The 26639-nt window shown below is 44.9% G+C and carries 30 protein-coding genes; 14 read left to right on the top strand and 16 right to left on the bottom strand.

The window, feature by feature from the left end; translation table 11 throughout:
- Nucleotides 1–10: 10 nt before the first annotated feature.
- From ACZLMD_RS01040 to ACZLMD_RS01055, 4 genes are read left to right on the top strand one after another with little or no spacing between them, the layout of a single operon-like run.
- Nucleotides 11–733 (top strand): OadG family protein, encoded by a 723-nt coding sequence (locus tag ACZLMD_RS01040; protein WP_022307020.1) that lies wholly within the window; start codon nucleotides 11–13, stop codon nucleotides 731–733.
- Between the two features lie 43 nt (nucleotides 734–776).
- Nucleotides 777–1139, top strand: a complete 363-nt coding sequence (locus ACZLMD_RS01045) for a biotin/lipoyl-containing protein (protein WP_118559497.1) — start codon at nucleotides 777–779, stop codon at nucleotides 1137–1139.
- Nucleotides 1140–1156: 17 nt separating this feature from the next.
- A complete protein-coding gene (locus ACZLMD_RS01050; RefSeq protein ID WP_022307017.1) occupies nucleotides 1157–2305 on the top strand; it encodes a sodium ion-translocating decarboxylase subunit beta in 1149 nt (382 codons plus the stop codon).
- A 15-nt stretch (nucleotides 2306–2320) separates the two neighbouring features.
- Nucleotides 2321–3745 carry an oxaloacetate decarboxylase subunit alpha gene (locus tag ACZLMD_RS01055; RefSeq protein WP_484107031.1) on the top strand — a complete coding sequence of 475 codons (1425 nt, stop codon included), beginning with the start codon at nucleotides 2321–2323 and terminating at the stop codon, nucleotides 3743–3745.
- A gap of 135 nt (nucleotides 3746–3880) precedes the next feature.
- Here the strand turns inward: ACZLMD_RS01055 and ACZLMD_RS01060 are convergent, their stop codons facing one another.
- Nucleotides 3881–4141 carry a DUF4321 domain-containing protein gene (locus tag ACZLMD_RS01060; protein ID WP_022307015.1) on the bottom strand — a complete coding sequence of 87 codons (261 nt, stop codon included), beginning with the start codon at nucleotides 4139–4141 and terminating at the stop codon, nucleotides 3881–3883.
- Nucleotides 4142–4346: 205 nt separating this feature from the next.
- On the opposite strand from ACZLMD_RS01060, the gene ACZLMD_RS01065 reads away from it, so the two are divergent.
- Nucleotides 4347–5432: an LCP family protein gene (locus tag ACZLMD_RS01065; RefSeq protein ID WP_022307014.1), complete on the top strand. Its 1086-nt coding sequence runs from the start codon at nucleotides 4347–4349 to the stop codon at nucleotides 5430–5432.
- A 199-nt stretch (nucleotides 5433–5631) separates the two neighbouring features.
- Nucleotides 5632–6708, top strand: coding sequence for an LCP family protein (locus ACZLMD_RS01070; RefSeq protein WP_022307013.1), 1077 nt, complete (start codon nucleotides 5632–5634; stop codon nucleotides 6706–6708).
- A 161-nt stretch (nucleotides 6709–6869) separates the two neighbouring features.
- On the opposite strand, the gene ACZLMD_RS01075 is transcribed toward ACZLMD_RS01070, so the two are convergent.
- Nucleotides 6870–8081: a D-alanyl-D-alanine carboxypeptidase family protein gene (locus tag ACZLMD_RS01075; RefSeq protein WP_489494964.1), complete on the bottom strand. Its 1212-nt coding sequence runs from the start codon at nucleotides 8079–8081 to the stop codon at nucleotides 6870–6872.
- A gap of 179 nt (nucleotides 8082–8260) precedes the next feature.
- Here ACZLMD_RS01075 and ACZLMD_RS01080 point away from each other — a divergent pair, with 179 nt between their 5' ends.
- The 7 genes from ACZLMD_RS01080 to ACZLMD_RS01110 all read left to right on the top strand — a co-directional run bounded on the left by ACZLMD_RS01080 (nucleotide 8261) and on the right by ACZLMD_RS01110 (nucleotide 13126).
- Nucleotides 8261–8557, top strand: coding sequence for a YhbY family RNA-binding protein (locus tag ACZLMD_RS01080; protein ID WP_118559494.1), 297 nt, complete (start codon nucleotides 8261–8263; stop codon nucleotides 8555–8557).
- Nucleotides 8554–9171, top strand: coding sequence for a nicotinate-nucleotide adenylyltransferase (nadD, locus tag ACZLMD_RS01085; RefSeq protein WP_118559493.1), 618 nt, complete (start codon nucleotides 8554–8556; stop codon nucleotides 9169–9171). Before ACZLMD_RS01080 ends, nadD begins: the two co-directional genes overlap by 4 nt.
- Nucleotides 9168–9773 carry a bis(5'-nucleosyl)-tetraphosphatase (symmetrical) YqeK gene (gene yqeK / locus ACZLMD_RS01090; RefSeq protein WP_118559492.1) on the top strand — a complete coding sequence of 202 codons (606 nt, stop codon included), beginning with the start codon at nucleotides 9168–9170 and terminating at the stop codon, nucleotides 9771–9773. The genes nadD and yqeK overlap by 4 nt, the downstream gene beginning before the upstream one ends.
- 31 nt (nucleotides 9774–9804) lie before the next feature.
- The gene (gene rsfS / locus ACZLMD_RS01095) at nucleotides 9805–10167 is read left to right on the top strand and encodes a ribosome silencing factor (protein ID WP_118559491.1); all 363 of its coding nucleotides are present in this window, start codon (nucleotides 9805–9807) and stop codon (nucleotides 10165–10167) included.
- Nucleotides 10168–10255: 88 nt separating this feature from the next.
- Nucleotides 10256–10870 (top strand): transcriptional repressor LexA, encoded by a 615-nt coding sequence (gene lexA / locus ACZLMD_RS01100; protein ID WP_022307007.1) that lies wholly within the window; start codon nucleotides 10256–10258, stop codon nucleotides 10868–10870.
- 162 nt (nucleotides 10871–11032) lie between these two features.
- The gene (locus ACZLMD_RS01105; RefSeq protein ID WP_158577139.1) at nucleotides 11033–11380 is read left to right on the top strand and encodes a LysM peptidoglycan-binding domain-containing protein; all 348 of its coding nucleotides are present in this window, start codon (nucleotides 11033–11035) and stop codon (nucleotides 11378–11380) included.
- A gap of 345 nt (nucleotides 11381–11725) precedes the next feature.
- On the top strand, nucleotides 11726–13126 hold the full coding sequence (locus tag ACZLMD_RS01110) for an N-acetylmuramoyl-L-alanine amidase family protein (protein WP_486818105.1): 1401 nt from the start codon (nucleotides 11726–11728) through the stop codon (nucleotides 13124–13126).
- Between the two features lie 34 nt (nucleotides 13127–13160).
- On the opposite strand, the gene ACZLMD_RS01115 is transcribed toward ACZLMD_RS01110, so the two are convergent.
- From ACZLMD_RS01115 to ACZLMD_RS01155, 9 genes are all read right to left on the bottom strand, one after another.
- Entirely contained in the window at nucleotides 13161–14228 is a 1068-nt protein-coding gene (locus ACZLMD_RS01115; RefSeq protein ID WP_455057541.1) for a tyrosine-type recombinase/integrase, read from the bottom strand.
- 136 nt (nucleotides 14229–14364) lie between these two features.
- Nucleotides 14365–14730: a BlaI/MecI/CopY family transcriptional regulator gene (locus ACZLMD_RS01120; RefSeq protein ID WP_022306831.1), complete on the bottom strand. Its 366-nt coding sequence runs from the start codon at nucleotides 14728–14730 to the stop codon at nucleotides 14365–14367.
- 501 nt (nucleotides 14731–15231) lie between these two features.
- Nucleotides 15232–16164, bottom strand: a complete 933-nt coding sequence (locus tag ACZLMD_RS01125) for an RluA family pseudouridine synthase (protein WP_489494965.1) — start codon at nucleotides 16162–16164, stop codon at nucleotides 15232–15234.
- Between the two features lie 62 nt (nucleotides 16165–16226).
- Nucleotides 16227–16745 carry a signal peptidase II gene (gene lspA, locus ACZLMD_RS01130; protein ID WP_022306833.1) on the bottom strand — a complete coding sequence of 173 codons (519 nt, stop codon included), beginning with the start codon at nucleotides 16743–16745 and terminating at the stop codon, nucleotides 16227–16229.
- A 100-nt stretch (nucleotides 16746–16845) separates the two neighbouring features.
- Entirely contained in the window at nucleotides 16846–19113 is a 2268-nt protein-coding gene (locus ACZLMD_RS01135) for a DivIVA domain-containing protein (protein WP_489494966.1), read from the bottom strand.
- A 92-nt stretch (nucleotides 19114–19205) separates the two neighbouring features.
- A complete protein-coding gene (locus ACZLMD_RS01140; protein ID WP_489494967.1) occupies nucleotides 19206–19472 on the bottom strand; it encodes a hypothetical protein in 267 nt (88 codons plus the stop codon).
- Between the two features lies 1 nt (nucleotide 19473).
- Nucleotides 19474–20055 carry a cell division protein SepF gene (locus ACZLMD_RS01145; protein ID WP_022306837.1) on the bottom strand — a complete coding sequence of 194 codons (582 nt, stop codon included), beginning with the start codon at nucleotides 20053–20055 and terminating at the stop codon, nucleotides 19474–19476.
- A 27-nt stretch (nucleotides 20056–20082) separates the two neighbouring features.
- The gene (locus ACZLMD_RS01150) at nucleotides 20083–20778 is read right to left on the bottom strand and encodes a YggS family pyridoxal phosphate-dependent enzyme (RefSeq protein ID WP_022306838.1); all 696 of its coding nucleotides are present in this window, start codon (nucleotides 20776–20778) and stop codon (nucleotides 20083–20085) included.
- A gap of 27 nt (nucleotides 20779–20805) precedes the next feature.
- A complete protein-coding gene (locus ACZLMD_RS01155) occupies nucleotides 20806–22233 on the bottom strand; it encodes a biotin/lipoyl attachment domain-containing protein (RefSeq protein WP_489494968.1) in 1428 nt (475 codons plus the stop codon).
- Between the two features lie 146 nt (nucleotides 22234–22379).
- On the opposite strand from ACZLMD_RS01155, the gene ACZLMD_RS01160 reads away from it, so the two are divergent.
- Nucleotides 22380–22580: a DUF378 domain-containing protein gene (locus ACZLMD_RS01160; RefSeq protein WP_118559484.1), complete on the top strand. Its 201-nt coding sequence runs from the start codon at nucleotides 22380–22382 to the stop codon at nucleotides 22578–22580.
- 100 nt (nucleotides 22581–22680) lie between these two features.
- On the opposite strand, the gene ACZLMD_RS01165 is transcribed toward ACZLMD_RS01160, so the two are convergent.
- The 5 genes from ACZLMD_RS01165 to minD form a co-directional block, all read right to left on the bottom strand.
- The gene (locus tag ACZLMD_RS01165; protein WP_489494969.1) at nucleotides 22681–23697 is read right to left on the bottom strand and encodes a D-alanyl-D-alanine carboxypeptidase family protein; all 1017 of its coding nucleotides are present in this window, start codon (nucleotides 23695–23697) and stop codon (nucleotides 22681–22683) included.
- 4 nt (nucleotides 23698–23701) lie between these two features.
- Nucleotides 23702–24109, bottom strand: a complete 408-nt coding sequence (gene mgsA / locus ACZLMD_RS01170) for a methylglyoxal synthase (protein WP_022306842.1) — start codon at nucleotides 24107–24109, stop codon at nucleotides 23702–23704.
- Between the two features lie 47 nt (nucleotides 24110–24156).
- Nucleotides 24157–25377: an FtsW/RodA/SpoVE family cell cycle protein gene (locus ACZLMD_RS01175; protein ID WP_022306843.1), complete on the bottom strand. Its 1221-nt coding sequence runs from the start codon at nucleotides 25375–25377 to the stop codon at nucleotides 24157–24159.
- Nucleotides 25378–25393: 16 nt separating this feature from the next.
- A complete protein-coding gene (minE, locus tag ACZLMD_RS01180) occupies nucleotides 25394–25687 on the bottom strand; it encodes a cell division topological specificity factor MinE (protein WP_022306844.1) in 294 nt (97 codons plus the stop codon).
- A gap of 76 nt (nucleotides 25688–25763) precedes the next feature.
- Nucleotides 25764–26552, bottom strand: coding sequence for a septum site-determining protein MinD (gene minD, locus ACZLMD_RS01185; RefSeq protein WP_022306845.1), 789 nt, complete (start codon nucleotides 26550–26552; stop codon nucleotides 25764–25766).
- Nucleotides 26553–26639 lie beyond the last annotated feature (87 nt).

A 26639-nucleotide genomic window follows, 5' to 3' on the forward strand; every position in this document is an offset into this window, starting at 1 on the left:
AGAGACATTTATGAAAAGAAAGTTATTATTATTTTTCTGTGTTTTATCCTGTGTACTGATGGTATCCGGATGTTCTTTGGTCCGTGGCAATGAAAACTTCGACAAGAAAACTCTCGAGCAGCAGACCGACAGTTTCTTAAACAACTGGTTTTCATTCGATTTCGATTCAACGATCGCCACTTACAAGGATCAGATGGATGAGACAACCCTTGCACAGTATAAGCTTTATGCAAAGCAGAAAAAGCAGTATAAGGGACTGAAAAAGAAAATCAAAACAGAGTATACGATCACAACAGATTCTGCAACGGTTACAGAGACCATTCTCTGTGAGAGCGGAGATAAGCTTCTTGCAAGTCTTACCTTCGACAAGGACGGACAGATCCAGACCGATGACAGCGGAAATTATTCATTCAAGTTTGATGAATATAAGACCCTCGGTCAGAAAATGCAGAAGGCCGGACTGAATACGATCATGAGTATGTCTATCGTATTCCTGGTACTGATCTTCATCAGTCTGTTGATCAGCTGCTTCAAGTTTATCGGTCTCATCGGTAAAGGTAAGGCTGATAAGTCACCTGTAGCAGTTGCCGCAGCTCCGGCAGCTCCGGTTTCCGAGCCGGAGGATCTTACAGATGATCTGGAACTTGTAGCAGTCATCACCGCAGCGATCGCAGCCGCTTCTGAGACAGAGAGTGCAGACGGTCTTGTTGTTCGCTCAATTATCCGTCGATAGTAATATCAAACAAATGAATGAATTTATTTAATGGAGGATTATCATGAAAAATTATACAATTACAGTAAATGGAACTGTTTATGACGTAACTGTGGAAGAGGGAACAGGCTCTGCAGCACCGGCAGCAGCAAGTGCACCAAAGGCTGCTCCTAAGGCAGCTAAGCCGGCAGCCGCTAAATCAGCTGGCGCTGGTTCTGTAAAGGTAAATGCACCGATGCCCGGAAAGATCCTTTCCGTAAAGGCATCTGTTGGACAGGCGGTTAAGAAGGGTGATGTTCTTCTTATTCTTGAGGCTATGAAGATGGAGAACGAGGTTGTTGCTCCGGAGGACGGTACTGTAGCAAGCATTGATGTTGCTGCCGGAGATTCTGTTGAGGCTGGTGCTGTACTTGCAACTTTGAACTAATTTAGGAGGGAATAACTTTGGATTATATTATCTCAACGCTTGAGAATCTTGCCGGTCAGACAGCGTTTACAACGCTGACACCCGGTAACTACCTGATGATTCTGGTAGGCTGTGTATTTCTCTATTTAGCGATCAAAAAAGAATATGAGCCATTGTTGCTGGTTCCGATTGCATTTGGTATGATCCTGGTAAATATTTACCCGGACATCATGGCAAATCCTGAAGACACCTCCAATGGCGTTGGTGGATTATTACATTATTTCTACATTCTCGATGAGTGGAGTATCCTGCCATCACTGATCTTCCTTGGAGTCGGTGCCATGACAGACTTTGGTCCACTGATTGCAAACCCAATGAGCTTTTTACTTGGTGCTGCCGCACAGTTCGGTATCTTTTCTGCTTACCTGATCGCAATCCTCTGGGGATTCAACGATAAAGCTGCAGCAGCAATTTCTATCATCGGTGGTGCCGATGGTCCTACATCCATTTTCCTCTGCGGTAAGTTAAAACAGACGGAATATATGGGACCGATCGCCGTTGCGGCATATTCTTATATGTCACTTGTGCCGATCATCCAGCCTCCGATCATGAAGCTTTTCACAACAGAGAAGGAGCGTAAGATCAAGATGGAGCAGCTTCGTCCTGTATCTAAGCTGGAGAAGATCCTGTTCCCGATCATCGTTACGATCGTTGTATGTCTGCTCCTGCCGACAACAGCTCCTCTGGTAGGTATGCTGATGCTTGGTAACCTGTTCAAGGAGTCCGGCGTTGTGAAACAGCTTACAGAGACTGCATCCAATGCACTTATGTACATCGTTGTTATCCTGCTTGGTACTTCTGTCGGTGCTTCCACATCTGCAGAGGCATTCTTAAGACTCAGCACATTAAAGATCGTTGGTCTTGGTCTGATTGCATTTGCGATCGGTACCGCTTCCGGTGTATTGTTCGGTAAGCTGATGTGCTTTGTAACAAGAGGAAAAGTAAACCCATTGATTGGTTCTGCCGGTGTATCTGCCGTTCCTATGGCAGCCCGTGTTTCCCAGAAGGTCGGAGCGGAAGCAGATCCTACAAACTTCCTGCTGATGCACGCAATGGGACCAAACGTTGCCGGAGTTATCGGTACTGCAGTCGCAGCCGGTGTATTTATGGCAATCTTTGGAATTTAGAATTGGAGGAGAATCATGGCTAATAAAGAGAAATCTATCGAAAAGAAACCGTTAAAAATAACCGAAACCATTCTGCGTGATGCTCATCAGTCTCTGATCGCCACCAGAATGACAACAGAGCAGATGCTTCCGATCGTTGATAAGATGGATCAGATCGGATACCATGCAGTAGAGTGCTGGGGTGGAGCTACATTTGATGCCTCCCTTCGTTTCCTGAAGGAGGATCCATGGGAGAGACTTCGTAAGCTCAGAGCAGGCTTCAAGAATACAAAGCTGCAGATGCTTTTCCGTGGTCAGAACATTCTTGGTTACAACCATTATGCAGATGACGTAGTAGAGTATTTCGTACAGAAATCTATCGCAAACGGAATTGATATCATCCGTATCTTTGACTGTCTGAACGATCTTCGTAACCTTGAGACTGCTGTAAAGGCAGCCAATAAGGAGAACGGACATGCTCAGATCGCTCTTTCCTACACACTCGGAGATGCTTATACTCTGGATTACTGGAAAGACATGGCTAAAAGAATTGAGGACATGGGTGCAAAGTCCCTGTGTATCAAGGATATGGCCGGTCTGTTAGTTCCTGTTAAGGCTACCGAGCTTGTTGAGGCTCTTAAGGAGTCTGTTGATATTCCGATCGACCTGCATACACATTACACATCCGGTGTTGCTTCCATGACTTACATGAAGGCAGTAGAGGCAGGCTGCGATATCATTGATACCGCAATCTCTCCATTCGCAATGGGTACCAGCCAGCCTGCAACAGAGGTTATGGTTGAGGCATTCAAGGGAACACCTTATGATACAGGTCTTGATCTTGACAAGCTGTCAGAGATCGCCGATTACTTCCGTCCAATGCGTGAAGAGGCATTAAAGACAGGTCTTATGAATACAAAGGTACTTGGTGTTAACATCCAGACACTTCGTTATCAGGTACCGGGCGGTATGCTCAGTAACCTCGTTTCCCAGTTAAAGGAAATGGGTCAGGAGGATAAGTACGAGCAGGTTCTCGAGGAAGTGCCAAAGGTTCGTAAGGACTTCGGTGAGCCACCACTTGTTACACCTTCTTCACAGATCGTTGGTACACAGGCAGTGCTCAATGTCGTATCCGGCGAGCGTTATAAGATGGTTACCAAAGAGTCCAAGAAGCTTCTCTCCGGAGAGTTTGGTCAGACTGTTAAGCCATTCAATAAAGAAGTTCAGAAGAAGTGTATCGGTGATACAAAGCCGATCACCTGCCGTCCGGCCGATCTGATCAAGCCGCAGCTTGCAGATATCGAGAAGGAGATGGCTCAGTACAAGCAGCAGGATGAGGATGTGCTTTCTTATGCACTGTTCCCACAGGTTGCTACAGAGTTCTTCAAGTACCGTGAAGCACAGCAGAATAAGGTCGATGCGGCTGCTGCGGATACTGACAGCAAGGCTTATCCGGTCTAATTCACTGTTTGTATATGATATAATTTGATATTTTTTAAGAAGCCGGACTGCATTTTACATGCTCCGGCTTCTGATTTCTAAAAAACAAAACGGACTTTCGTATAATATCGAAAGCCCGTTTTGTTTTATGTACGTTTAAATAAAATGATAGATAATGATCGCGATCACGATTCCCACAATACTTCCCAGCGTGATCTTCACAGAAAGACCAAAGGTCAGTACCAGAATGCCAAGATCCAGCTTAAACGGCTGTGTCAGTCCAAACTTCTGACCATAATTGAGCCAGGAGAGGGCAGAAACGCCCGCTGTCGCCTGTGCGATAAAGCTTCCGATCACAATGCCCGCAAGCAGCAGAAGAAACAGCGCCCATTTATTTTTACCAGCACCGCGTGCCATAAGATTCACCTCATTTCTAATAGATATCACTTCTTCGATTATATAGGAAGCACATATGTTCGTCAAGAAAAAAATGACAATCCCTGTCTATTTCTGAATACTTTCTGAAACATATTCAAACAGACTTGTACAACAATGACAGATAGTGTATGATGCATATATATGTTGCGTTGACAAGTTACATATTCAGGAAGGATTTATTAAAATGAAGAAAACAAAAAAGAAAAAAAATAGAAAAATTATTTCCAAAATCCTCTTTGTGCTGGCACTGTGTGTCAGTGTATTTGCAGGCTTCTGGATCGCACGTACTCAGATCGTATTCAGTTCCGTGAATCAGAATAAGGACAATGCTTTTAAGCAGGTAAAGCTTCCGAAGGGCAACTATAAAAGCGATAATAACATCGTCAATATTCTGATCATCGGAAACGATTATCGAAAAGAATCCGGCTATTCCGCTGCAGGTCTTCCGGACGTTATGATGATCGCCACCCTTGATAAGAAGCATAAGAACTTAAAGCTGACCTCTCTGCTTCGTGATCAGGTCGTTGATATACCGGGGCACGGTCAGAACCGTCTTAACTCCTGCTTCGGATACGGAGAGGATGGTCCGACACTTCTTTATAAGACCATCGCCCAGAACTATAACATCAAACTTGACGGTTATGTCGAGGTTGGATTTGATGCCGTAAAGGCGATTGTCAACGCTGTCGGTGGTGTAGAGATTGAACTGACCGAGTCAGAGGCTGCGTATCTGAATGCAACGAACTATATCCGTCCTGCAAAGTACCGCAATGTCAAAGCCGGTACACACATCTTAAATGGTGCACAGGCACTTGGTTACAGCCGTATCCGTAAGCAGGCCAAGGGAATCACTCCGGTTACGCCAAACGGCAAAATGGACGATTACGGTCGTACCTGGCGTCAACGTAACGTGATCAATGCAATCTTTAACAAGGCCAAGGGAACCTCTTTGCCAAAGCTGATGGATATGGCTCAGACCATCCTCAGCAAGTATGTCACCACAGACTTAAACAGCCAGGATATCATCGGTTATATGAAAGATGTTGTCATGATGGGTACGATGGAGATCTACCAGCTGCAGATCCCAATGGACGGTTATTTTACGACACAGGCGAATTATCAGGCTCCGGGTTCTACAACAAACCTCGGTTCTGTGATCTTACCGGATATGACCACCAATACCGCTGCCTTAAAGGACTTCATTTTCAAGTATAAGGGTACACCGGGGCAGGAGTACACATACGGCGGAAGCACTGCCGCACCGCAGTAAATCCTCTTAGAACTTTATAGGATCCACTTTCTGTAATCGCAGGTTCACGCAGAGATCTTTACTCAGAGGAATACCGAATAAATCAGCCAGCCGCTTATCTTAAAACGACTGGCTTTTTTCTATTGCATAATCCACAGCTTTCATGTAAAATGTATAGGTATTTATTGTAAAACTATAAGATAAATGAGAGGTTACCATAATGTGGGTTAAAAGAGTACTTTATGTGGTTGCACTGATCGTAAGCGGAGCACTTGGATTTGTTGCTGCCAAAGGACAGGTTGCCGTAATAGACACTTTAGATGTTGTTCAGAGAGATTATGATACATCCTTTTCCAAGGTTGATCTTTCCGGCATCCATGTAAATTCCGATAATAACATTGTCAATATCCTGCTGGTCGGCAATGACTACCGAAAGGAATCCGGTTATTCTGCCGGAGGACTGACCGATACCATGCTGATCGCTACGCTTGATATGAAGCATGGCACCTTAAAGCTTACGACACTGATGCGTGATATGCTGGTTGAGATTCCGGGACATGGCAATAACAAGCTTAATGCAGCTAATTCCTATGGCGGCATCGAGCTTTTGTATAAAACAATCGCGCAGAATTTTAATATCCAGCTTGACGGCTATGTCGAAGTCAGCTTCGATGCTTTTAAGACAGTTGTCAATGACGTTGGTGGTGTAGAGATCGAACTGACCGAGTCCGAAGCAGCTTATCTGAATGCAACAAACTATATCCGTCCGGCTAAGTACCGTACTGTCAAAGCCGGCAAGCACACCTTAAACGGTGCACAGGCTCTCGGTTACTGCCGTATCCGTAAATATGCCAAGGGAATCCAGCCGGTCACACCAAACGGTCAGATTGACGATTACGGTCGTACCTGGCGTCAGCGTAATGCCATTACCAGTATCTTCAGCAAGGTGAAGAAGATGCCGAAGTCACAGTGGCTTAAGATTGCCAAGGATGTTCTGAAGCAGAACGTCAAGACAGATCTTTCCAACAAGCAGATCTTTAACTATATCAAAGATGTCGTCATGATGGGTACTACAACGATCCATCAGCTTCAGATCCCTGTCAACCCGTATTTCTCCGGCGGAAATGTTCCCGGCGTGGGCTCCTGCCTGTCCATCCAGAAGGAATATCAGGCAGATGCGATCAATCAGTTCGTCTTTAAGTACGATGGTAAAGGCGGAGAGTTTACGTATACCCCTTCCAGCGATGTCAGTGGTTATGTCAGCAGTTCGACACCATCAGCGTCACCGGCAAACTGACAAACCACATATTTTTCAAAATATAACAGCCATTGCAGAGCAATGCATTCCGGTATTGAACCGGAGCGCATTTTCCGCAATGGCATTTTTAGTAAAATCTTAAAGCGCAATGCGCGACAGATGCGAAACATCTGGATTTTGGGGATATTATATCCTGTCATTTACGAAACCAGAAATCTTTTTAGAAGTTTTCCGTATCCATCTGAATAGGTTGCCTTTTTTATGTCCTTTGCCGCGTAGATTGGGATTTCCTCCAACGTCTGATCATCAAGCGAATAGACGATTCTGCCGATCACATCTCCCCTTTTTACAGGCGCTGTCAGGTTATTTTTATATTCGATACTGCGCTTGATCTGATCACCGTATTCCCCTTTACACAGGGTATAAGAAAAGTCCTTGTCTACATATGCCTCCGCCACCTCCTGCACACCGTTTTCCACCGGAATATCCGGAAGCTTCAGGGTAGAAGTCTGATCGAGATAACCGGTACAGTTTGCAAAACCATAATCGAGAAGAGATGCCGCCTCTGCAAAACGCACCTTCGGCTCCGGTGCCGCCATGACTACTGCCGTAAGACTTACGCCCGCTCTGGATGCCGTGGCAGACAGACAATACTTTGCCTTCGAGGTCGAACCTGTCTTTAATCCGGTGATCCCCCGGTAAGTCCGGATCAGCTTATTCGTGTTGGTCAGACCGAACTGCGTATCTCCCTTTTTCGTGGAATGCGTGATCTCATCCATCCAGATGGTTGAGTACCGGCTGATCTGTGGGTAGGACGTGATCAGCGCACGGGACATAAGCGCCACATCGTAGGCACTGCTGTAGTGACCGCTTTCGATCGAATCATCCAGCCCGTTGCAGTTCTTAAAATGTGTATGCTCCATGCCAAGCGCTTTTGCCTTCTGATTCATCCGGTCCACAAATGCCTGCTCGGAGCCGGCAATAAACTCCGCCATGGCAACCGCCGCATCATTTGCACTGGACACACTGATACATTTGATCATCATGTCAACGCTCTGTGTTTCTCCGGGTTCTAAAAACACCTGTGATCCTCCCATGGAAGCGGCATACTCACTGACCGTAACCATATCCTCCATACTGATCTGCCCCTGTTTTAATGCATCAAAGATCAATAAAAGCGTCATGATCTTTGTAATACTCGCCGGAATGCGTTCCTGATCCTTTTCCTTTTCATACAGAATACGTCCGCCTGCGTTTTCGATCAATACAGCAGACGGTGCCGTGATCTCAAGAACATCCTGCGTTTGTTTTTCTGCCTGCTTTGCAGATGCACCGGAAGCACCATTTCCCGTCATACCGCCTGCAGACATGATAAATGCCAGAAACAGAGCAAAGGCTTTTCTATATTTCATAAGAAACCTCGCATCTCATTCAATTATCATAATATATTGTACAAAATGTCGGATTATTCCAAAAAATGTTTGGCAACCGTGGCATCTTCGTTTATAATAATGTGAGAACATTATGGGTATGCTTATTCTTTAAAGACGTTTCAAAGACGCGTACCCCAGAGAAAGGCATGGTATTTAATATGACAAGTAAAGAACGGGCAGAGTTAAAGTCTCAGGCAATGACAATGGACAGCATCTTTCAGATTGGCAAGGCGAGCCTGACACCACAGATGACACAAGCAATCCGTGATGCACTTCACGCCAGAGAACTGATCAAGATCTCTGTACTCAAAAACTGTGCAGACGATCCGAAGGAGCTTGCACGTATTCTTGCAGAGCGTACCGGTTCACAGGTTGTACAGGTGATCGGCAAGAAGATCGTACTATACAAATTAAATCCGGAGAAAGAAAAGAAGAGAAGGGAAGCTTCCAAATGAAGCAGATCGGCTTAATGGGCGGCACCTTTAATCCGATCCATAATGCCCATCTTGCCATGGCAGCTGCTGCTCTTGAGCAAATGGCTCTGGATGAGATCTGGTTTATGCCCTCCAAGAATCCGCCGCACAAGTCCTCACGGGATATTGTATCAGAGGAGCTTCGAAGTGACATGATCCGTCTTGCGATCCAGGGAGCACCACAATATATTTTCTCCGACTTTGAACTTCGCCATGAGGGGACGACTTACACCGCTGAGACACTGAAGCGGCTACAGCGGGAATATCCGGCAGACCGGTTTTATTTTCTGATGGGCGGAGATTCTTTTTTTCAACTGGAAACCTGGTATCACCCGGAGCAGATCATGAAGCTTACGACAATTCTGGCATTTTCCCGCAATGGAGAGACCGACAGGCAGATGCAGGCGCGGGCAGATGAGCTTGCACACCGTTATGAAGCGGATATCCGTCTTCTTTCCATGGAGGAGATGCCGGTAAGCTCCAGCCTTATCCGTGATCGGGTACAGAACGGACAGCCGGTCGGTGCACTGGTTCCTCCTGCAGTGGAAGAGTACATCCGTACAAACCATTTATACAAAGGAAGTGTGACAACATGATCAACTACGAACAACTGGAGCAGATCCAGAAGAAGCTTCAAAAAAACATCACCGCAAAGCGTTACCGCCATACGATCGGTGTACAGTATACCTCCATTTCGCTGGCAATGCGTTATGGTGTCGATCTGGATCAGGCAGCACTCGCAGGCCTTTTGCACGACTGCGCCAAATGCCTTGATGACAAGGAAATGCTGCGTCAGTGCGAGAAGAACAATATCGTATGCAACAAAACCGAGAAAAAGCAGCCATATCTGCTTCATGCGAAGCTTGGTGCCTGTTATGCCGCCAAAAAGTACGGCATAACCGATCCGGCGGTTGCCGGAGCGATCCGGTATCACACAACAGGGCGCCCCGGTATGACGCTGTTGGAAAAGATCGTGTTTACCGCCGATTATATTGAACCGAACCGCAAGCTGCTCGAGCATCTTCCTGCGATCCGCCAGATGGCATTTATTGATCTGGACGAGGCAGTCTATCTGATCCTCCGGGATACCGTAGATTACCTTGGTGAGTCTGATCCGGATAAGGAAAACGAGATTGAACATCATACACTGGAAGCCTACGAATATTATCGGAAACTGCACGAGGCAGCAAATGCCTGAGAGCAGTACATCACCCAGAAAGGAAGAATATATGAATCAGTCTAAAAAAATGGCACTGACCGCATACGAAGCATTGGACGAAAAGAAAGGCGAAGAGATCAGGATCATCGGAATCGGTGAGATTTCCATTCTTGCCGACTATTTTATTATTGCCGGAGGCGCAAGCAAACCACAGCTCCAGGCGATGATCAACAACGTACAGGAGAAAATGCATGAGGCAGGCTTTGACGTCAAGCGGATCGAGGGAAACCGCGACAGCAGCTGGATCCTGATGGATTACGGCGATCTTGTGGTACACCTTTTCAACCGTGATGACCGCCTGTTTTATGATCTTGAACACATCTGGTCAGACGGAAAGCCTGTCAACATTGACACCTTAAGAACATCTGTTTGACAAAGACTCTGACATATGATATTCTAAATAAAAGAACTTGTGTTTGCATCTTTTATACCATTTAACCAACGAAAAGGAGAACACTACCGTGGAAAAAGGAAGAATATCACCAAAGCAGTCCGAAATTCTGGAATATATTAAATCAGAAATCTTAAACCGTGGTTATCCACCGGCAGTCCGTGAGATCTGCGAAGCGGTTCATTTAAAGTCAACCTCCTCCGTACATTCTCATCTTGAGACACTTGAGAAGAACGGATATATCCGCCGCGACCCGACGAAGCCGCGTGCAATTGAGATTGTTGACGATGACTTTAATCTTGTTCGCCGTGAGATTGTCAATGTGCCTCTGATCGGAAGCGTTGCCGCTGGAGAGCCTATCTTTGCAGAGCAGAACATCGAGGGATATTTTCCTCTGCTGGCAGATGATATGCCGTCCGGTGAAGCATTTATGCTGAAGGTCAAGGGAGAGAGCATGATCAATGTCGGCATTTACGATGGCGATCATATTATCGTACATAAGCAGAATACGGCACACAACGGAGACCTTGTCGTAGCTCTGGTGGACGACTCCGCCACTGTCAAGACATTTTATAAGGAGAAAGGTCATTTTCGTTTACAGCCTGAGAATGACACAATGGATCCGATCATTGTTGATGAGGTTGAGATCCTTGGAACAGTATCCGGTTTATATCGTCGTTACTAGTCTTTTATCAGGGCAACAAATAATACGAACTTTTGTTCGAAAATCTATTGACAAACATTTGTTCGCGTGGTATATTTATATCACAGAACAGATGTTTGTCTTTTATTTTCTGATCCGGAGTCCTTTCCGGCAGTACAGAAGATATTTCGAATGGAGGTCTTTATGATGAAGAATTACAAATTTATCGTACCATGCATGATCATTGCTTTTCTGATGGGACTGCTCGTGATGAGCGGCATCAGCCGGATATCAGCTTCCCCTGCAAGGACACAGGCAGCGAATATCCGCGAGAAGCGTGTTGTATCTGTCATGGTCGAAGAGGACGACAGTATCTGGTCGATCGCCAAGCAGTATTACACAGAAGAATGCGGATCCATGAAGGATTATATTGCAGAGATTAAGAAATGTAATTCTATCTCATCAGACACCATTTATGCAGGTTATCCTTTGCTGGTGCCGGTATGGGCATCCGATGCCGAGCTTCCTGCTCTGGAGGAAGGCAGCCTGTAGCCGGTTCAATTATCGAACGAACAACAGACATCTGCATCTGCGCGCACAATGCGTAGAAGAGTTGTGCCATATACAACGAACTCGCCCTCTGCAATAGGATAAGCGGATTCCCTATATCCTCTTATCTGCGTATTATCAAGACGCCGGATCACCCCCTATAGATCCGGCGTCGATTTTTCCTGATTCTGCCTTGAATTTGTAACAATTATTCTGTACTATAATAGGATGCAAGGGTTGATACATTGGTCAACGACAACGTTACCATAGCAATGCGATCCGCAACATTCATCAGGTACTTCCTGATAATAAATATTAAGTACAAATTCACGAAATGAGGAAGAAACATTGAAGCATAAGTTTATTATCATCTTAAATTTGCTGCTTGGAGCAGCGCTTCTCGGAGGGGTGACCCTCCATCCATATACCGTCTCTGCAGAGACTGCGGAGATTGAGACAGACTCCGATGATCTGGAGGGTGTAGAATATGACAATGCCGATCAGAACGGCGTATTACTGGATATTGATATCGTTCCGGACGAATATGACCGCAAGCATTATGATGCCGCACTGAATACTGTTTATCTGGAAGATACCGATGACAGTCAACAGGTATTGTCGCTGTATACTGATTCTTCACCGGATACGGACAAGCTGACCTGGAACGCCGATGAAGAAAAGGGAATCCTGACTCTCGTCTTTCCAAACACATACAATGCAGTAGGAGAGCAGATACATGCACTCACGAATTCTACTTATGTCAAAACGATATCCGTCACCTCCGATTCCAACAATACAACCGTGACGGTAACATATCAGCCCGAGTGCATGATCTCCGTCGAGACAGAGGATGTTGGATTTTCCATTACCTTCTCCAAGTCATCGTATTCTCTGCGTATCCGTTTGCCGGAGGGAGTCACAATGGAACAGATCATAGATACCGATTATTATTACAACCACAAGTTTGTTCTCCAGATTCCAGGCAAGCACAAAAACCTGTATGATCAGTATCCGATCATACGGAAGAATCCGGTGATCACCGGCGTTAAAGTAACTCAGAGTGGCAGCAATACGAAGATTACGGTAAGTACCTCCAAGCTGCAGGGCTATAAGTATACCAGACAGGGCGATTATCTTTTCGTCACAATAGATCGTCCCCGTAAGATTTATAAAAATATTGTCGTTCTTGATGCAGGACACGGCGGTAAAGACTTCGGTGCAACAAACCGTGGTTCCAAAGAAAAAGCGATTAATTTCAAAATCATTTATACACTTGCCAGAAAATATTTTGACAGTCCCTCCTCCAGCGTAAAAGCATACTGGTCCCGTTACAATGACAAATTTATATCTCTGTCGGAACGCGCCCGCTTTGCAGCAGAGGTGGATGCGGATCTGTTTGTCAGTCTCCATATGAACAGTGCCTCCAATCGTTCTGCCAACGGCATGGAGGTCTATTATGCAAAAAGTAACAACCGAGTCACGGATACCGGTCTGTCCAGCCAGAAGTTAGCAAGGAAAATGCATGATCGTCTGGAGAATAATCTGACTATTCCAAGCCGTGGCGTCAAAAAGGCTGAATTTTATGTACTGCGTCACAATACAGTACCATCCATTTTGATCGAGCTTGGCTTTATATCCGGTAACCGTGATTACAACAAGATCACGTCTCCGGCATATCAGAAGAAAACAGCACAGAATATTTACGAAGGGATTGCAGACATATTTAAAGCATATCCTACCGGACGGTAGGAAGTACGGTGATATTTTTAGCAGATAAAAAATATCACCGTTTTTTATGCAGCGTCACTGCGTCAGCCGCACTTCGTTTCTGTTCATCATCCATTGCCGCATAATGCTTTCTGGTAGTATTAACGTCATTGTGCCCCAGAACCTCTGCCACAAGATAAATATCACCGGTCTGCTGATAAAGTGCCGTACCATAGGTACTGCGCAGCTTATGCGGTGTAATATGCTTAAAAGAAGTGATCTGAGAAGTATATTCATTCACCAGATTTTCGATCGCCTGCACACTGATGCGTCGCTTCTGGATCGAATAGAAGAGGGCATGTTCATGACCTTCCCTGGGCTTAACGTGAACACGTTCCTCGGTAATATAGCTTTTCAATGCATTGGCAACCTCCTCGCCAAAATAAACATATTCCTCCTTGCCGCCTTTCCGAATGATCCGGATACGGTTATTCTTAAAATCAACATCCTCAATATCAAGTCCGACACACTCCGAAACACGAATCCCCGTTCCAAGAAACAATGTAAAAATCGCAATATTTCTCTGCTTATTTTTCTCATAATAGACCTTTTTCATGCCGGACAAATGATCTCCGCCATGCTCAACAAGCTCTAAAAGATCACTGACTTCGTCGGCATCCAGCCGGATAATTTCCCGGTCATGAAGCTTAGGCATATCGACCACAACCGTTGGATTATGGCGCAACAGATCCCGCTTCTGATAATACAGAAAAAAGCTTCTTAACGAAGCAAACTTGCGCTTAATGCCTCGTTCATCATTCGTAAACACCTGACCATCATAGGTATAATATTTGAGATATTCCAGATATTCTTCAATATCCACCGGCTGGAGCTGATCCAGATCACTAAGACAGATATCCGTCATCTGTGCGTTCTTAAAAGACGGATTCTCAGACAGCAGGAAACGGAAAAAGGTACGAATATCATACCCGTAACCAATCCGTGTCTTTGCTGTGGTAGTCGGTTCAATTCCGCGAAAATAATCCCTGCAGAAAGACGGCATTGTCTTTAACAGCTCGCGCAGCTTCACAGTATTTTGATTCGATGTACTCTGATGATATGTCTGTACGTTGGATGTTCCCATAAATAACAACTCCTTATAAGTCTTATTAAAATAATAACGCCGTAGCCATATTGTATCATATTGGGCTTAAACCGGCAAGCTCTATTTGAAAAACTGGAGTTTATCCAAGAGAGTGATTTAAAAAAGACAGATACTACTATCTGCCCTGCCCGGATAAAAGCTTTTGAAGTTCGTTGCGTTCTGACTCGCTAAACTTCTGATTTGCAAGATATGACTGAATGAAATTCTCCAACGATCCGTTATACATCTGATTCAGCAATGCCTTTGTTTCAATTTCCTGAATCTTTCTCTTTGTAATATTGGCACGACAGATAAAGCCCGGATCTTCTCTGGTGATTGCGCCTTTATCAATCAGACGTTTGATCACCGTATAGGTTGTGTTTTTTTCCCAGCCGATATATTCCTTGATGATCTTGGAAATATCTCTGGCAGCCAGTGCCTTATTAGACCATAAAAGCTCCATAACATTTAATTCACCTTCATGTAAACGTATCTCTTTCATGAATTATCCTCCAGTTTCAAAGTAACCCCCATAATAATGTCATTAACAGAAAAAGGGTACACGTTTTCTACAATTGTGTTCTCATTTTGCAATTGCATTCTACAGCTATGTCATTCCAATCATACCCAGTCTGCTTTTATTCTACTCACTTAGAAGTCTTTCGTCAACGGGAATATGTCTAAAAAATTACATGCATTTTAATTCACTTTGCACAAAAATTAAGTATATTACATTTTATTTACACCAAGCGATATCGATTTTTGAATTTGTATTTTGTCTTACTGTTGTATTGCAAACATGCTACAGATGTAGAATTATGTTAATATGCATCATTCCAGATTTGAATATGCACATGATAAATTATTATTTTACTGTGTCAACAAAACTATTTTAATCAATTATATATGTCGCTTATATCAATTTTCAGACCTGTTCTACATGTGTAGATCAAGTAAGTACAGAGAGGTTTGATTTGCTCGCAGCTTCATCATCCGAAAAATATCATATGTTCTTTTTTGCAGAAAGCTGTGTTACAAGCTTTTCAAAATACTCCGGCAGCGGTGCCTCAAATTCCATATACTCCTTCGTTCTTGGATGAATAAAGCCAAGAACCTTTGCATGCAGGGTCTGACCTGTCAACCGGAACGGACACTTTTGCGGACCATATACCTGATCTCCCAGAATCGGATGACCAATGCTTGCCATATGCACACGGATCTGATGCGTGCGTCCCGTCTCAAGCTGGCATTCCACATAAGTGTATTTGCCATTGAGTTCATCCAGAATATGATAATGTGTGACGGCTTCTTTGCCGTTTTTTTCATTGATCGCCATCTTCTTGCGGTCAACCGGATGACGACCGATCTTCCCCTCTACGGTACCATCCTCTGCAAGGGATCCGAGTACGATTGCATGATACCTTCGCGTGATCGAATGTTCCTTAAGCTGCTCTGCAATGCACTGATGTGCATAATCGTTTTTGCAGGCAACGATCACACCGGTTGTGTCCTGATCGATACGATGCACGATTCCCGGACGCATAACGCCATTGATCCCTGAAAGGGAATCCTTACAGTGATACATTAATGCATTGACGATCGTTCCGGTATAATGTCCCGGTGCCGGATGCACCACCACCTGTTTGGGTTTATTGATCACGATCACATCGTCATCCTCGTATAAAATATCAAGCGGAATATTCTCGGGTACAATCTCCGGCTCTACCGGTTCCGGTGCCTCAAACACGATCTGATCCTGTCCCATCACCTTATAGCTTGCTTTCGCTGCCTTCCCATTGATCAAAACTGCTTTGCTTTTAATATTCTTCTGTAGGAATGATCTGGAGTAATCCGGCAGCTTCTGTGCCAGATATGCATCCAGACGTCTTCCCTCCTCTTCCGGAGCAACTGTAAATTCATATCGTTCTTCTGTCATTTTCTTCCTCATCATTTACTGCAAATATATAGACTGACTTTTTCTCATTATTTCCGGTAATGTTACAGACTACTGCTTTCTTTTTCTTTTTTCCCGCCAAATTTGTAGACCGCCATATCCTCTTCCTGATAATAAAATCCGATCAGCATGGCAAGAACCACCGCAGATACAACAACATAGCAGTCCGCCACATTAAAGATTGGAAAATCGATCACCTTTGCATACAGAAAATCAATGACGTAGCGATGCGCAAAGCGGTCATACATATTTCCCATTGCACCTGCAGCAAGCATAATGCTGAATATCCGGATCAGACGGTAATGCGGTGTGTCAGGCGTCTTAATATACACATACAGGATCATTACCAAGATCACAGCAGTCAACAGGATCAGAAATATCTGTTTATTTTGTAAAATGCCAAATGCAGCACCGTAATTTTTCAGGTAACGAAGCACAAAGAAATCTCCCAACACCTTCTTAGTCTCCTGTCCCTTTAAATATATAGTTGCCGCATTTTTGGTCCACTGGTCGATTCCAAACAGTATAAGAAACAGCAAAATACCTTTAATATACTTCTTCATGTTTATAAATTCCTTTCCAAAAAAACTGCCAAACCAAAGCGGAAACTGCATCTGGTCTGGCAGTAATTATTAGCAGCCGAAATATTTCATCCAATCTGTATTATTCCTCTGCATCAATCATTGTAAATGGACTCACACTCTTTGTCTCCTCCGGCATAACCTCAGAAGCAGGATCCTCCGGCTTGGTTACTGCAAATTCATCGTCTGCAGCCGGAACATTATCAAACTCACTTGGTGCGGTAAAAAGCTCACCCGGTGCCTGTGGAATTGTTCCGTTTGCTGTTGGATCTACACCGCTGATCCCTGCAGAGAAATCATCCTCCGCAGACTCTTCTGTCTTTGGTGCCGGATCCGGAATTGAATATGTCATATTATCTGCAGAACCAAAGTATGTCTCATTAGTTACATAGGTGTCTGTGTCATATGTCTCCTGAACAGTTGGAAGCTCATCCGTTGTCTCCTTGCTGCTGTCAGTATTCAGGGAAGCCATCGCCTCTGCTGCAATCGTATCAAGATCAGCACTCACATCAGGCTCTTCCTTCTTGGCATCCAGCTTGCTGAAATCAGGCATTGGAACAGCATGTGGTACAACCGGCTGTTCCTCGCTGACAGCATCTAATTTACTAAAGTCAGGCATTGGGATCTCATGTACCGGTGCACTCTCTGCCTCTTCCTCCTCGACCGGCTCAGCCTGAATCTCTACAGACTCCTCTGTGGTTGCTGCCGGAACAGGATCCGGAATTGAATATGTCATATTATCCGCAGAACCAAAGTATGTCTCATTGGTTACGTAGGTATCTGCATCGTATGTCTCCTGAACAGTTGGAAGCTCATCCGTTGTTGTCGGAGGAATCTCCTTTGTCTCTGTGCTGTCTGCAACAGATTCTTCCGTCTTCTCCGTCTCAGCCTCAGCAACAACCGGTGCAAGTGTTTCTTCTGCTTCCTTTGTCTCCTGCTCTGATGAAGAAGCTTCCCCGGCAGTCTCTGTCGTCTGTCCCGGTACAAAATCATCATAAGAGGTTCCGAGCATGTTGTTTACTGCTGTAAATGGATTCTCAGATGACTCCTGCTTCATCTCCTTTAAAGCCTCTTCGGCAATGGAATCAATCTCTTCTAACTTGGACTGGATATCATCTGCAGACTTCTCTGCCTCTGTCTCCTCCGGTACCGTATAAGAAGCAACTGCTTCCTCTGCTGTAACATGAATACCGGAAGCAACCTCATCAACGGATGGAGTCTCAATATTCAAAGAAGAAGTTTCTCCTGAAGTTTCCTCCTCAGAAGCTTTGTCTTCTGCCTCTTTTATAAGCCCCTCTGCAAGAATGTCAGTCTCCTCAGCCTTGTCTTCCTCTTCCCTCTCAGGAGCCGTGTCCTCAACCGGAAGGTCAAGCTCCCTGGTGTGTTCCTCCATATCATCAACACTCTGCTTTGCAGCAGCCTGCTCCTCAGCCATTTTAACCTGCTGGGACTCTAACAGCTCCTCTAAATCTGCTGTGCTCAGATCCTCATCCTGCAACTGCTCTAACTGCTTATTCAGAAGATCGTTAAACTGCTGTTTATATTCATCATAACAGCCCATCAGCTTTCTGACGATACCGGTAAGCTCTGCAATCTGCTTGCCGGACTCTGCTAATTTCTCCTCTGTCTTCTCGCGTGTATCCTTGATCACTTCATCCGCTGACTGCTTTGTATCTGCCATAATGCGGTCTGCACGTTCCTTCGCATTATACATGATATTGTCTGCTTTCTTCTCAGCTTCTGCAACAAGCTCGTCCGCCTTCTTCTGTGACTCCTTCTCAAGTGTATCTGCTTTCTCTTGTGCCTCGCTTGTCACCTTCTGAGCCTTCTCCTCAGCCTCCTTTGTGACAGCCGCAGCCCTCTCCTCAGATTCCTTTGTCAGCGTCTCTGCCTTTGTCTCAGACTCCAGCTTTAATGCGGCAGCAGTTTTCTCAGACTCCTTCTTCAGAGAAGCCGCACGCTCCTCAGACTCTCTTGTAAGCTTATTTGCCTTTTCCTGTGCATCTGCTACTAACCCGTCTGCACGCGATTTTGCCTCACGCAGCATTACCTCAGCCTTTGCTCTGGACTCCTTCTCAACCTGCGCTGCCGCAGTCTTGGATGTCTCCAGCGTCTCGGATGCTGTCTGCTCAGCAAGCACCAGTGTTTTCTGCAATGTCCCCTCCATCTGCTTATAATACTGGATACCCTCACTCAGCGTCGTGATTTTCTTTTTGAGATCGCTATTCTCCTTATAAAGCTGTTCATAGCTGACCTGAATTGATTCAATAAAATCGTCTGTCTCCTTTTTGTTGTATCCTCCCATGGTGGATTTCAGTACATGATTTTGAATGTCAATCGGTGTAAGCATACAATTTACCTCCTCTGAAAATTATAAAATGTTCATATAAATGGCAAAATCATCATTTTACCCTTGTTTTCCGCTACATTACGAGCACTTACCTATACGAAACAGGAACAAAGTTCCTGTAAATAAGTCAGTATTGTGATCAAAAGATACGGACATAGATCAAACTTTGCAGTGCACAGAATTGAATGCTTCACCAGCCACTGCATCGGATACCACATGGGTGTCATCAGAACGGCGATCAGCCGGACAATGCTGCTGCCAAACGGCATCATTACAAGAATGTTGCGAAGCAGATACAACAAAACGATGACATCCAGCACAATGAAAAAACATTGAAAGGTATAAAAAACCAGCCGCATCTTAGAACTCCTTGTTCAGTGTCGGAATCCCAAACTCATCATCTCTGGAAAGCTCCAGATAATCTCCGGAAATGTCAACATTTTCCGGAGAGAATATAAAGATATATCTTGAGATCTGGTGCATTTTACCGGAAATTGCAAAAATGCATCCTGAGATGAAATCCATAATCCTCTGTGCTTCCATAATGTCAATTCCTTCAAGATTGACCACAACAGCACGCCCCTGAAGAAGCATCTCACACGCATCCGTAGAATCCCCAAAATTCTTCGGCTTGCAGATGCATACCTCTAACCCCCTGGCAGTTGTCCGAATCGGAACTACCTTATTGGATGCTGTACGTACAGAAGTTCTTCTTGGCTCCGGCGCCGGCTGACGGGACTCCCCTTCCTCCTCATCATAACCGGAACGACGGCTGCTCTTTCGCTCAGAGCGTTTCTGACGTCTCTGCTCTTCCGCCAGAAGACTTCTCTCTTCCTCCTCATCGATATCGTCCTCGAAATCATCCTCATAGTAATCGTCATCATAGTCCTCATCGTCTCCGAGTCTCAATAACTGTAACAGATTTCCTAATGGATTCGCCATAACTTTACCTCCCGATGTCTCTCACATCTATTTTATATCGTAATTTCTCTCTCCGAAAATTCCTGTGCCGACACGAACATGTGTCGCACCTTCCTCTACGGCAACCTGATAGTCACCTGTCATTCCCATAGAAAGAACACTCATATCAACATTATCAATGTTTTTAGCTCCAATGTCAACCGACAATTGCTTTAATTGACGAAAAATACTGCGATTTTCTTCCGGATCTTCGACAAAAGGCGCTATCGTCATCAATCCGCGAATATGCAGATGCTCCAGTTTTGAAATCTGACGGACAAGCTCGAGTGTATCCTCCAGCTTGAGACCGAATTTGGATGCCTCCTGTGCCACATTGACCTCCACCAGAATATCTACATGGGTATTGCGCTTTACGCATTCCTTCTCGATTGCCTCTGCCAGATGCAGGGAATCAACCGAATGGATCAGGCAGGTTCTTCCGATGATATATTTGATCTTATTGGTCTGAAGATGACCGATAAAATGCCATTTAATATCCTTTGGCAGCACCTCATACTTCTCCTTAAGCTCCTGCGCCTTGTTCTCACCGAACTCGCGCTTTCCGTATTCATATGCCTCCTGTATCATTTCTACCGGCTTGGTCTTACTGACACTGATCAGTGTCACCTCGGAAACATCCCTTCCGGAACGTAAACATGCCTGCCGGATATTTTCTTCGACATTTTGTAAATTATCTTTGATCATGGTAATTCGTCCTTTCCCAATGTAGTATCAATATATGATGTCGTCCTCTCGGATCACCTTAGGATCCAGAATAATGTGATCATACGCCGACAATCCGCCGGAAGTATCCTTCTTGATGATGCTGTATTCATTATTCTGATAAGCGATCTGGATCGGGCGAAATTCGCAATATCCCTTGTTACAACAATACACGCCGTCTAGCTCTGCAAGCTCCGTCAGCGCAAGCTTGTTGGTTCCTGCGGTATCATCCGCAATCTCGGAACCGGCATCAAATGCATCTGCCGAAATATAACAGGTTGTCTCATCAACCATCTCGCCGTCACTGTTCTTTACCTTCTCGGTAAGCATTAAAATCTGTGGATACCGGGCGGTATACTCCGGTGTCCCGTCCTTTTTGTAGGTTACCGCAAGGACACCCTCTCCCTTCTGTGTATTCACCACATACTCTTCCGGGATCTTATAAAACTTCTTCTTCAAAATGGAAGACCGTGGAATCTTCAATCCCGCCTCATCGTTCATTTTGATCTCCAGATCAATATAACGGTTGTTGATATACTGGATCATATAACGCTTCAGATCTATCCGGGCATAATACCCGCCATCCATGGTAAACGTGGTTACCTGCGGTGTCACCTTTGCCTGGATCTTCTTCAACGTCACCGTGACGGTCTTATCCTGCTGGATATTTTTGAACTGCTCCTTCGATAACGGAAACACAACCGACCAGCTCTCATTCGTCACAAGACGATAGATCGGCGTCCCCGCTTTGACTGATTCTGTCTGACGTAGCTGCTTGGTCTCATCTGACGTACTCTCAAAGGTCTTCGACGTGATCTGATTCATGTCAAGAGCCTCCAGCCCGTCCGATGTATAAGAAATGATCCCACTCTCGCCGGCACTTCCAAACTGAAAAGACCCCTGTGAACCCTGCTCCTTTAAGATCTGTGTTACATTGTCTAAAAGCCTTGCATTGGTCAGCTCCGAGATCGTGTTATCAAGATTATATTTGAAGCTGTAGATTTCTTCAAAATGCGAGGTACTGTATGCTGCACGGTACGCAGCAATCTCACTGCGGATATCGCTGGTGTTCTGCGAGGTCAGCTTGACCTCTCCGGTCTGTGTTCCGGACAGCTTTTCATAAATCTGACCGGTCTGGTCAATGGAATAGATCTTCGTTCTGGCACCCACCTTCGTTCCGTCGGCAACATAATAATTGATATATCCCTCCTGATCGCTTGTGACCAGCTTCTCGTTTCGCAGGATGATCCCGCGCACCAGATTATCGTCTGCGATCTTTTTCTCGGTAACCTCGTAGATCGACACATTTTCCCTGGTCATAGACATGACACCCTGAAAAAGGACATATATGGCAAAAAGAACCAAAAAAGCTCCTGTAAACTTTGCATTTTTGCGTTTCATTTTAACGACATTGCCGGAACGGCGCTTTCCTGCCACAAAATCCCTCCTTCCGAATCTGGCTGTTTTAACCTTTTTATTATAGCTTTTTTTTCTAATTTTGACAAGATAAGTGCATAGAATTTCTACGACATGGGAATGCTATGGATGTATCATTAATCGGATACAGAAAGGCATGGTGTTTTATGAAAACATTAGATTATATTATCCTTGTACTCATCATCATCGGTGCTGTAAACTGGGGGCTTATCGGATTTTTCCAGTTCGATCTTGTCCGCGTGATCTTCGGAAATATGAGTATGTTTTCAAGGATCATCTACGCAGCGGTGGGACTTAGCGGTTTATATGCCCTCAGTTACTTCGGCCGGATCCGCTCCGCAATGTAAAAAAGCCAAACAAATGTTTTAATTTTCAGGAATTGCTTTGCAATTCCCGATGGCATTTCGCTGCGTTACGTCACTTTTCAATGCACTGAAAAAGAGAGGATCATTTTCCTCTCTTTACATATTCAAGCATATGATTCATCTGTGTATACATGGAATATGATGAATCTGCCTTCAAAATCACTGAAATATAATCCCGGTTCTTTTTGTCCTGCGAATACATGATCAGACAGGAACCCGCCTTGATCGTAGTTCCGCTCTTCCCTCCGATCACCGTAAGCGGTTTCGGTGCCTGCCTGGACCCGGTCAGATAAGGATCGGTTGACGTGATATCAAGACTCTGCTTCTTGCCCTGTGCATCCGTCCATTCGGCAGTATACTTCGTACACTGTAAAAGCTCTTTAAAATCGTCGTATTTTAACAGCTCATGAAAAATCAGATAAAGATCATACGCTGTCGTATAATGCTGATCATCATGAAGACCGCTCGCATTGACAAAATGGGTTCCGCTGGCTCCGATCGCCACCATCTCCTGATTCATCTCAGCCGCAAAATCCGTCTCAGAACCGGAAATATACTCTGCGAGCGCAACCGCCGCATCATTGCCGGAATACACCATCATACCGTATAAAAGATCCTTCACGGAAATTTTATCGCCTTCTTTAAAGCCGCATAATCTGGCGCCGGGTTCTGTCACATGGGATGCATTATAGCTGATCGTCACCGTATCGTCGAATTTCGCATACTTAAATGTCATCAGTGCCGTTGCAATCTTGGAAACACTTGCCGGATACTCACTGGCATAAATATTCTGGGCATAAAGTGCCTTATTGCGGGTATCATCGATCAGCAGTGCTGCATCTGCCGTGATCGCCGCATCCGTAGCAATATTCTTTTTCTTTGGGATAACACAGATATCCTTTGACAGATATCCTTCCTCCTGTGAGGAGGCGGTATCCGTACTGTCTGCCTCTCCCTGATACGCTGTCTGAGTATCTGATACCGGAACAGTATCTACACTGCAGCCTGCCATGATCCCACAACAGACAAGCATCGTCAGAATAACACACACAGCAGGTATTCCCTTGATTCCGGATTTGTTGTATCTTTTTCTATTCACAGAACTATTCCTCTTCTTTTTTAATGACTTCGCGCCACTCAAGATCTCCATGCTCCAGAGCCTTTACCAACAGCTCTGCCGTTGCCAGATTGGTTGCAAACGGAATGTTGTAGGTATCGCAAAGATGGATCACATTCATCACATCCGGCTCATGGGACTTTGGTGACTGCGGATCTCTCAGAAAGATCACCATATCAATCTGATTATGCTCGATCTGGGATGCAAGCTGCTGTTCTCCTCCCAGATGACCCGCAAGATACTTATGCACCGTCAGATTCGTCACTTCCTCGATCAGACGTCCGGTCGTACCGGTAGCATAAATCTCATGCTTGCTCAGAATCCCGCGATACGCGATCGTGAAATTCTGCATCAATATTTTCTTTGCATCATGTGCAATCAATCCAATGTTCATTTGTTCACCCCTCCAAATAATTTTTCTGCCTTCTCCTGTAAAATATGCTACAAACTGAAATCGATGTCAACATCGTCCATATCTGAATAAGCCTTTCGCATGGTAAAACCACCCTTTTTCGTTTTGGCAGGCTGTATGCCTATATTGATAACAAGCCCTATACCGATCATCGATGACATCATTGAACTCAAACCGTTACTTAAGAACGGCAGCGGCAGACCGGTATTCGGAAAAAGAAATGTCACAACGCAAATATTGCTAAACACCTGGAACATAAACATCGCAGACACCCCAACCGCGATCAACATTCCCAGAAAATCCTGTGCCTTGCTTGCCACACGGAAACACTTAAAGATCAAAATGCCAAATAAAAGCAATACAAGACAGCATCCCAGAAAACCAAATTCCTCTGAAATAACGCTCCAGATAAAATCACTCTCCCGGATCGATACACTGGAATATGCTCTTGAACTGCCGGCTCTCGCACCATCCTTCAAAAACTTGCCATACAATCCACCTTCTGCGATTGCATTGACTGAGGACTTCTGCTGTCTGTTCAGATCGACAATACGCTTCACGGTAGAATCCTGATTCTTGAACGCAAAGACACGGTCATACTGATATCCCTGTAGCAACAGATTGTGGGGCTGCTGCACATACCAGTACAGAATCAGCGTCACCGGAAGTCCGATAGAAATGATCGGCACCAACACACGGTAGGAAAGACCTGCCACAAATGTCATGACCGCCATCACAAACAAAATAACAAGACTTGATGACAGATCCGGCTGTATCACGATCGCGCCAAACGCCGGAAGGGTTATAAGCACGATCCATATGACCGCCTTAAACTGATCTAACTGCTTCCTGATCTTGCAAAACAACGTAGCCAGCGTCAGGATAAATATGATTTTGAGAAGCTCTGACGGCTGAAAGGTCAGACTCCCGATACGGATCCATCTGGTCGACCCGGTATCAAGATCCGTTCCGATGCCCGGGATCTTCGTCAGAAGAACCAGAACAACACCAAACACAAAATAGATCGCGACAAATCTACATATAAAATGATAATCCAGGACCGACAAAAAAGCAACTATAAATAACCCCATTACCATACCTATGAGCTGCCCTCTCATATAGCCGGCTCCCTTTTCTACGCCGCCTGCCAGCTTCAAAGTAAATGCGCTAACCAGACACAAAATTACAACAATGATGACCAGAGAATAGTTAAAATTGCGCCAATCATATTGCTTTAATCTGTTTAACATGTATGTCTACTTCCTCTCAATGCTGCTGTGATCTTCTAAAATTTCTGGAACCCTTGATCGGGATATTCGCCATAACCGCATTCACCGGTGTTGAACCATCCTCAAGCTCCATCTGCTTCACTTTGATATCAAGACCATCCACATCAATCTCCACATACTTTGAAATAACCTGAATGATCTCGTTCTTCATCTGTTCCATGATTTCCGGCGAGCATACTGCCCGATCAGAGGTGATGGCTACCTTCAGACGATTCTTAGCGGTTTCTCCGCTCTTTACGTCACTCTTAAAAAAATTTGAGAAAAAACCCATTCCAAACCTCCATCTACGCTGACAGACCGGAACACCCGGCAGACAGCGAATTTATCCTGTTTATTGAATATGAAACTTATTTCTTTAATATAGCTGCCAGCTTCTGGAATAATCCCTTCTTAGCGTCAAAATCCATAAAATCTACCTGCTCACCGATGATTCGCTTACAAATATTCATATAAGCCTGTCCTGCCATGCAGTCAGAGCCTACAAGCGGCTCACCGTTATTGGCAGAAATAACGATATGTTCATCATCCGGAACTACACCGATCAGATCAACCGCCAGAATGTCCACAACATCATCGCTGGACATCATATCGCCGCTCTTTACCATATCAACACGAAGACGGTTTACAATAAGATGTGTCTGTCCGATCTCATTGGCCTCGAGAAGACCGATGATACGATCTGCATCACGGACAGCGGATACCTCCGGTGTTGTTACGACCAGAGCACGGTCAGCACCGGCAATGGCGTTCTTGAATCCCTGCTCGATTCCTGCCGGACAATCCATCAGTATGTAATCAAACTCTTCCTTTAATTCATCCGCCAGCTTCTTCATCTGCTCCGGTGTTACTGCGGTCTTGTCCTTTGTCTGTGCAGATGGCAGCAGATAAAGGTTCGGGTAACGCTTATCCTTGATCAGAGCCTGCTTAATGCGGCAGTTATTTTCCACAACGTCAACCAGATTGTAAACGATACGATTCTCTAATCCCATGATCACGTCAAGATTACGAAGTCCTATATCTGTATCGATCAGAACAACCTTCTTTCCCATCATGGCAAGTCCGGTTCCAACATTGGCTGTGGTCGTTGTCTTACCAACGCCGCCTTTTCCGGATGTGATTACAATAACCTCTCCCATTTTTATTTCCTCCTAATTTTAAAGTGTTAGTCTATGATGCACTGCCAGTCTGCAGTTACATTTCCAAATAATACCGTCTCTCATGTG

Source organism: Jutongia sp., from assembly GCF_057878315.1.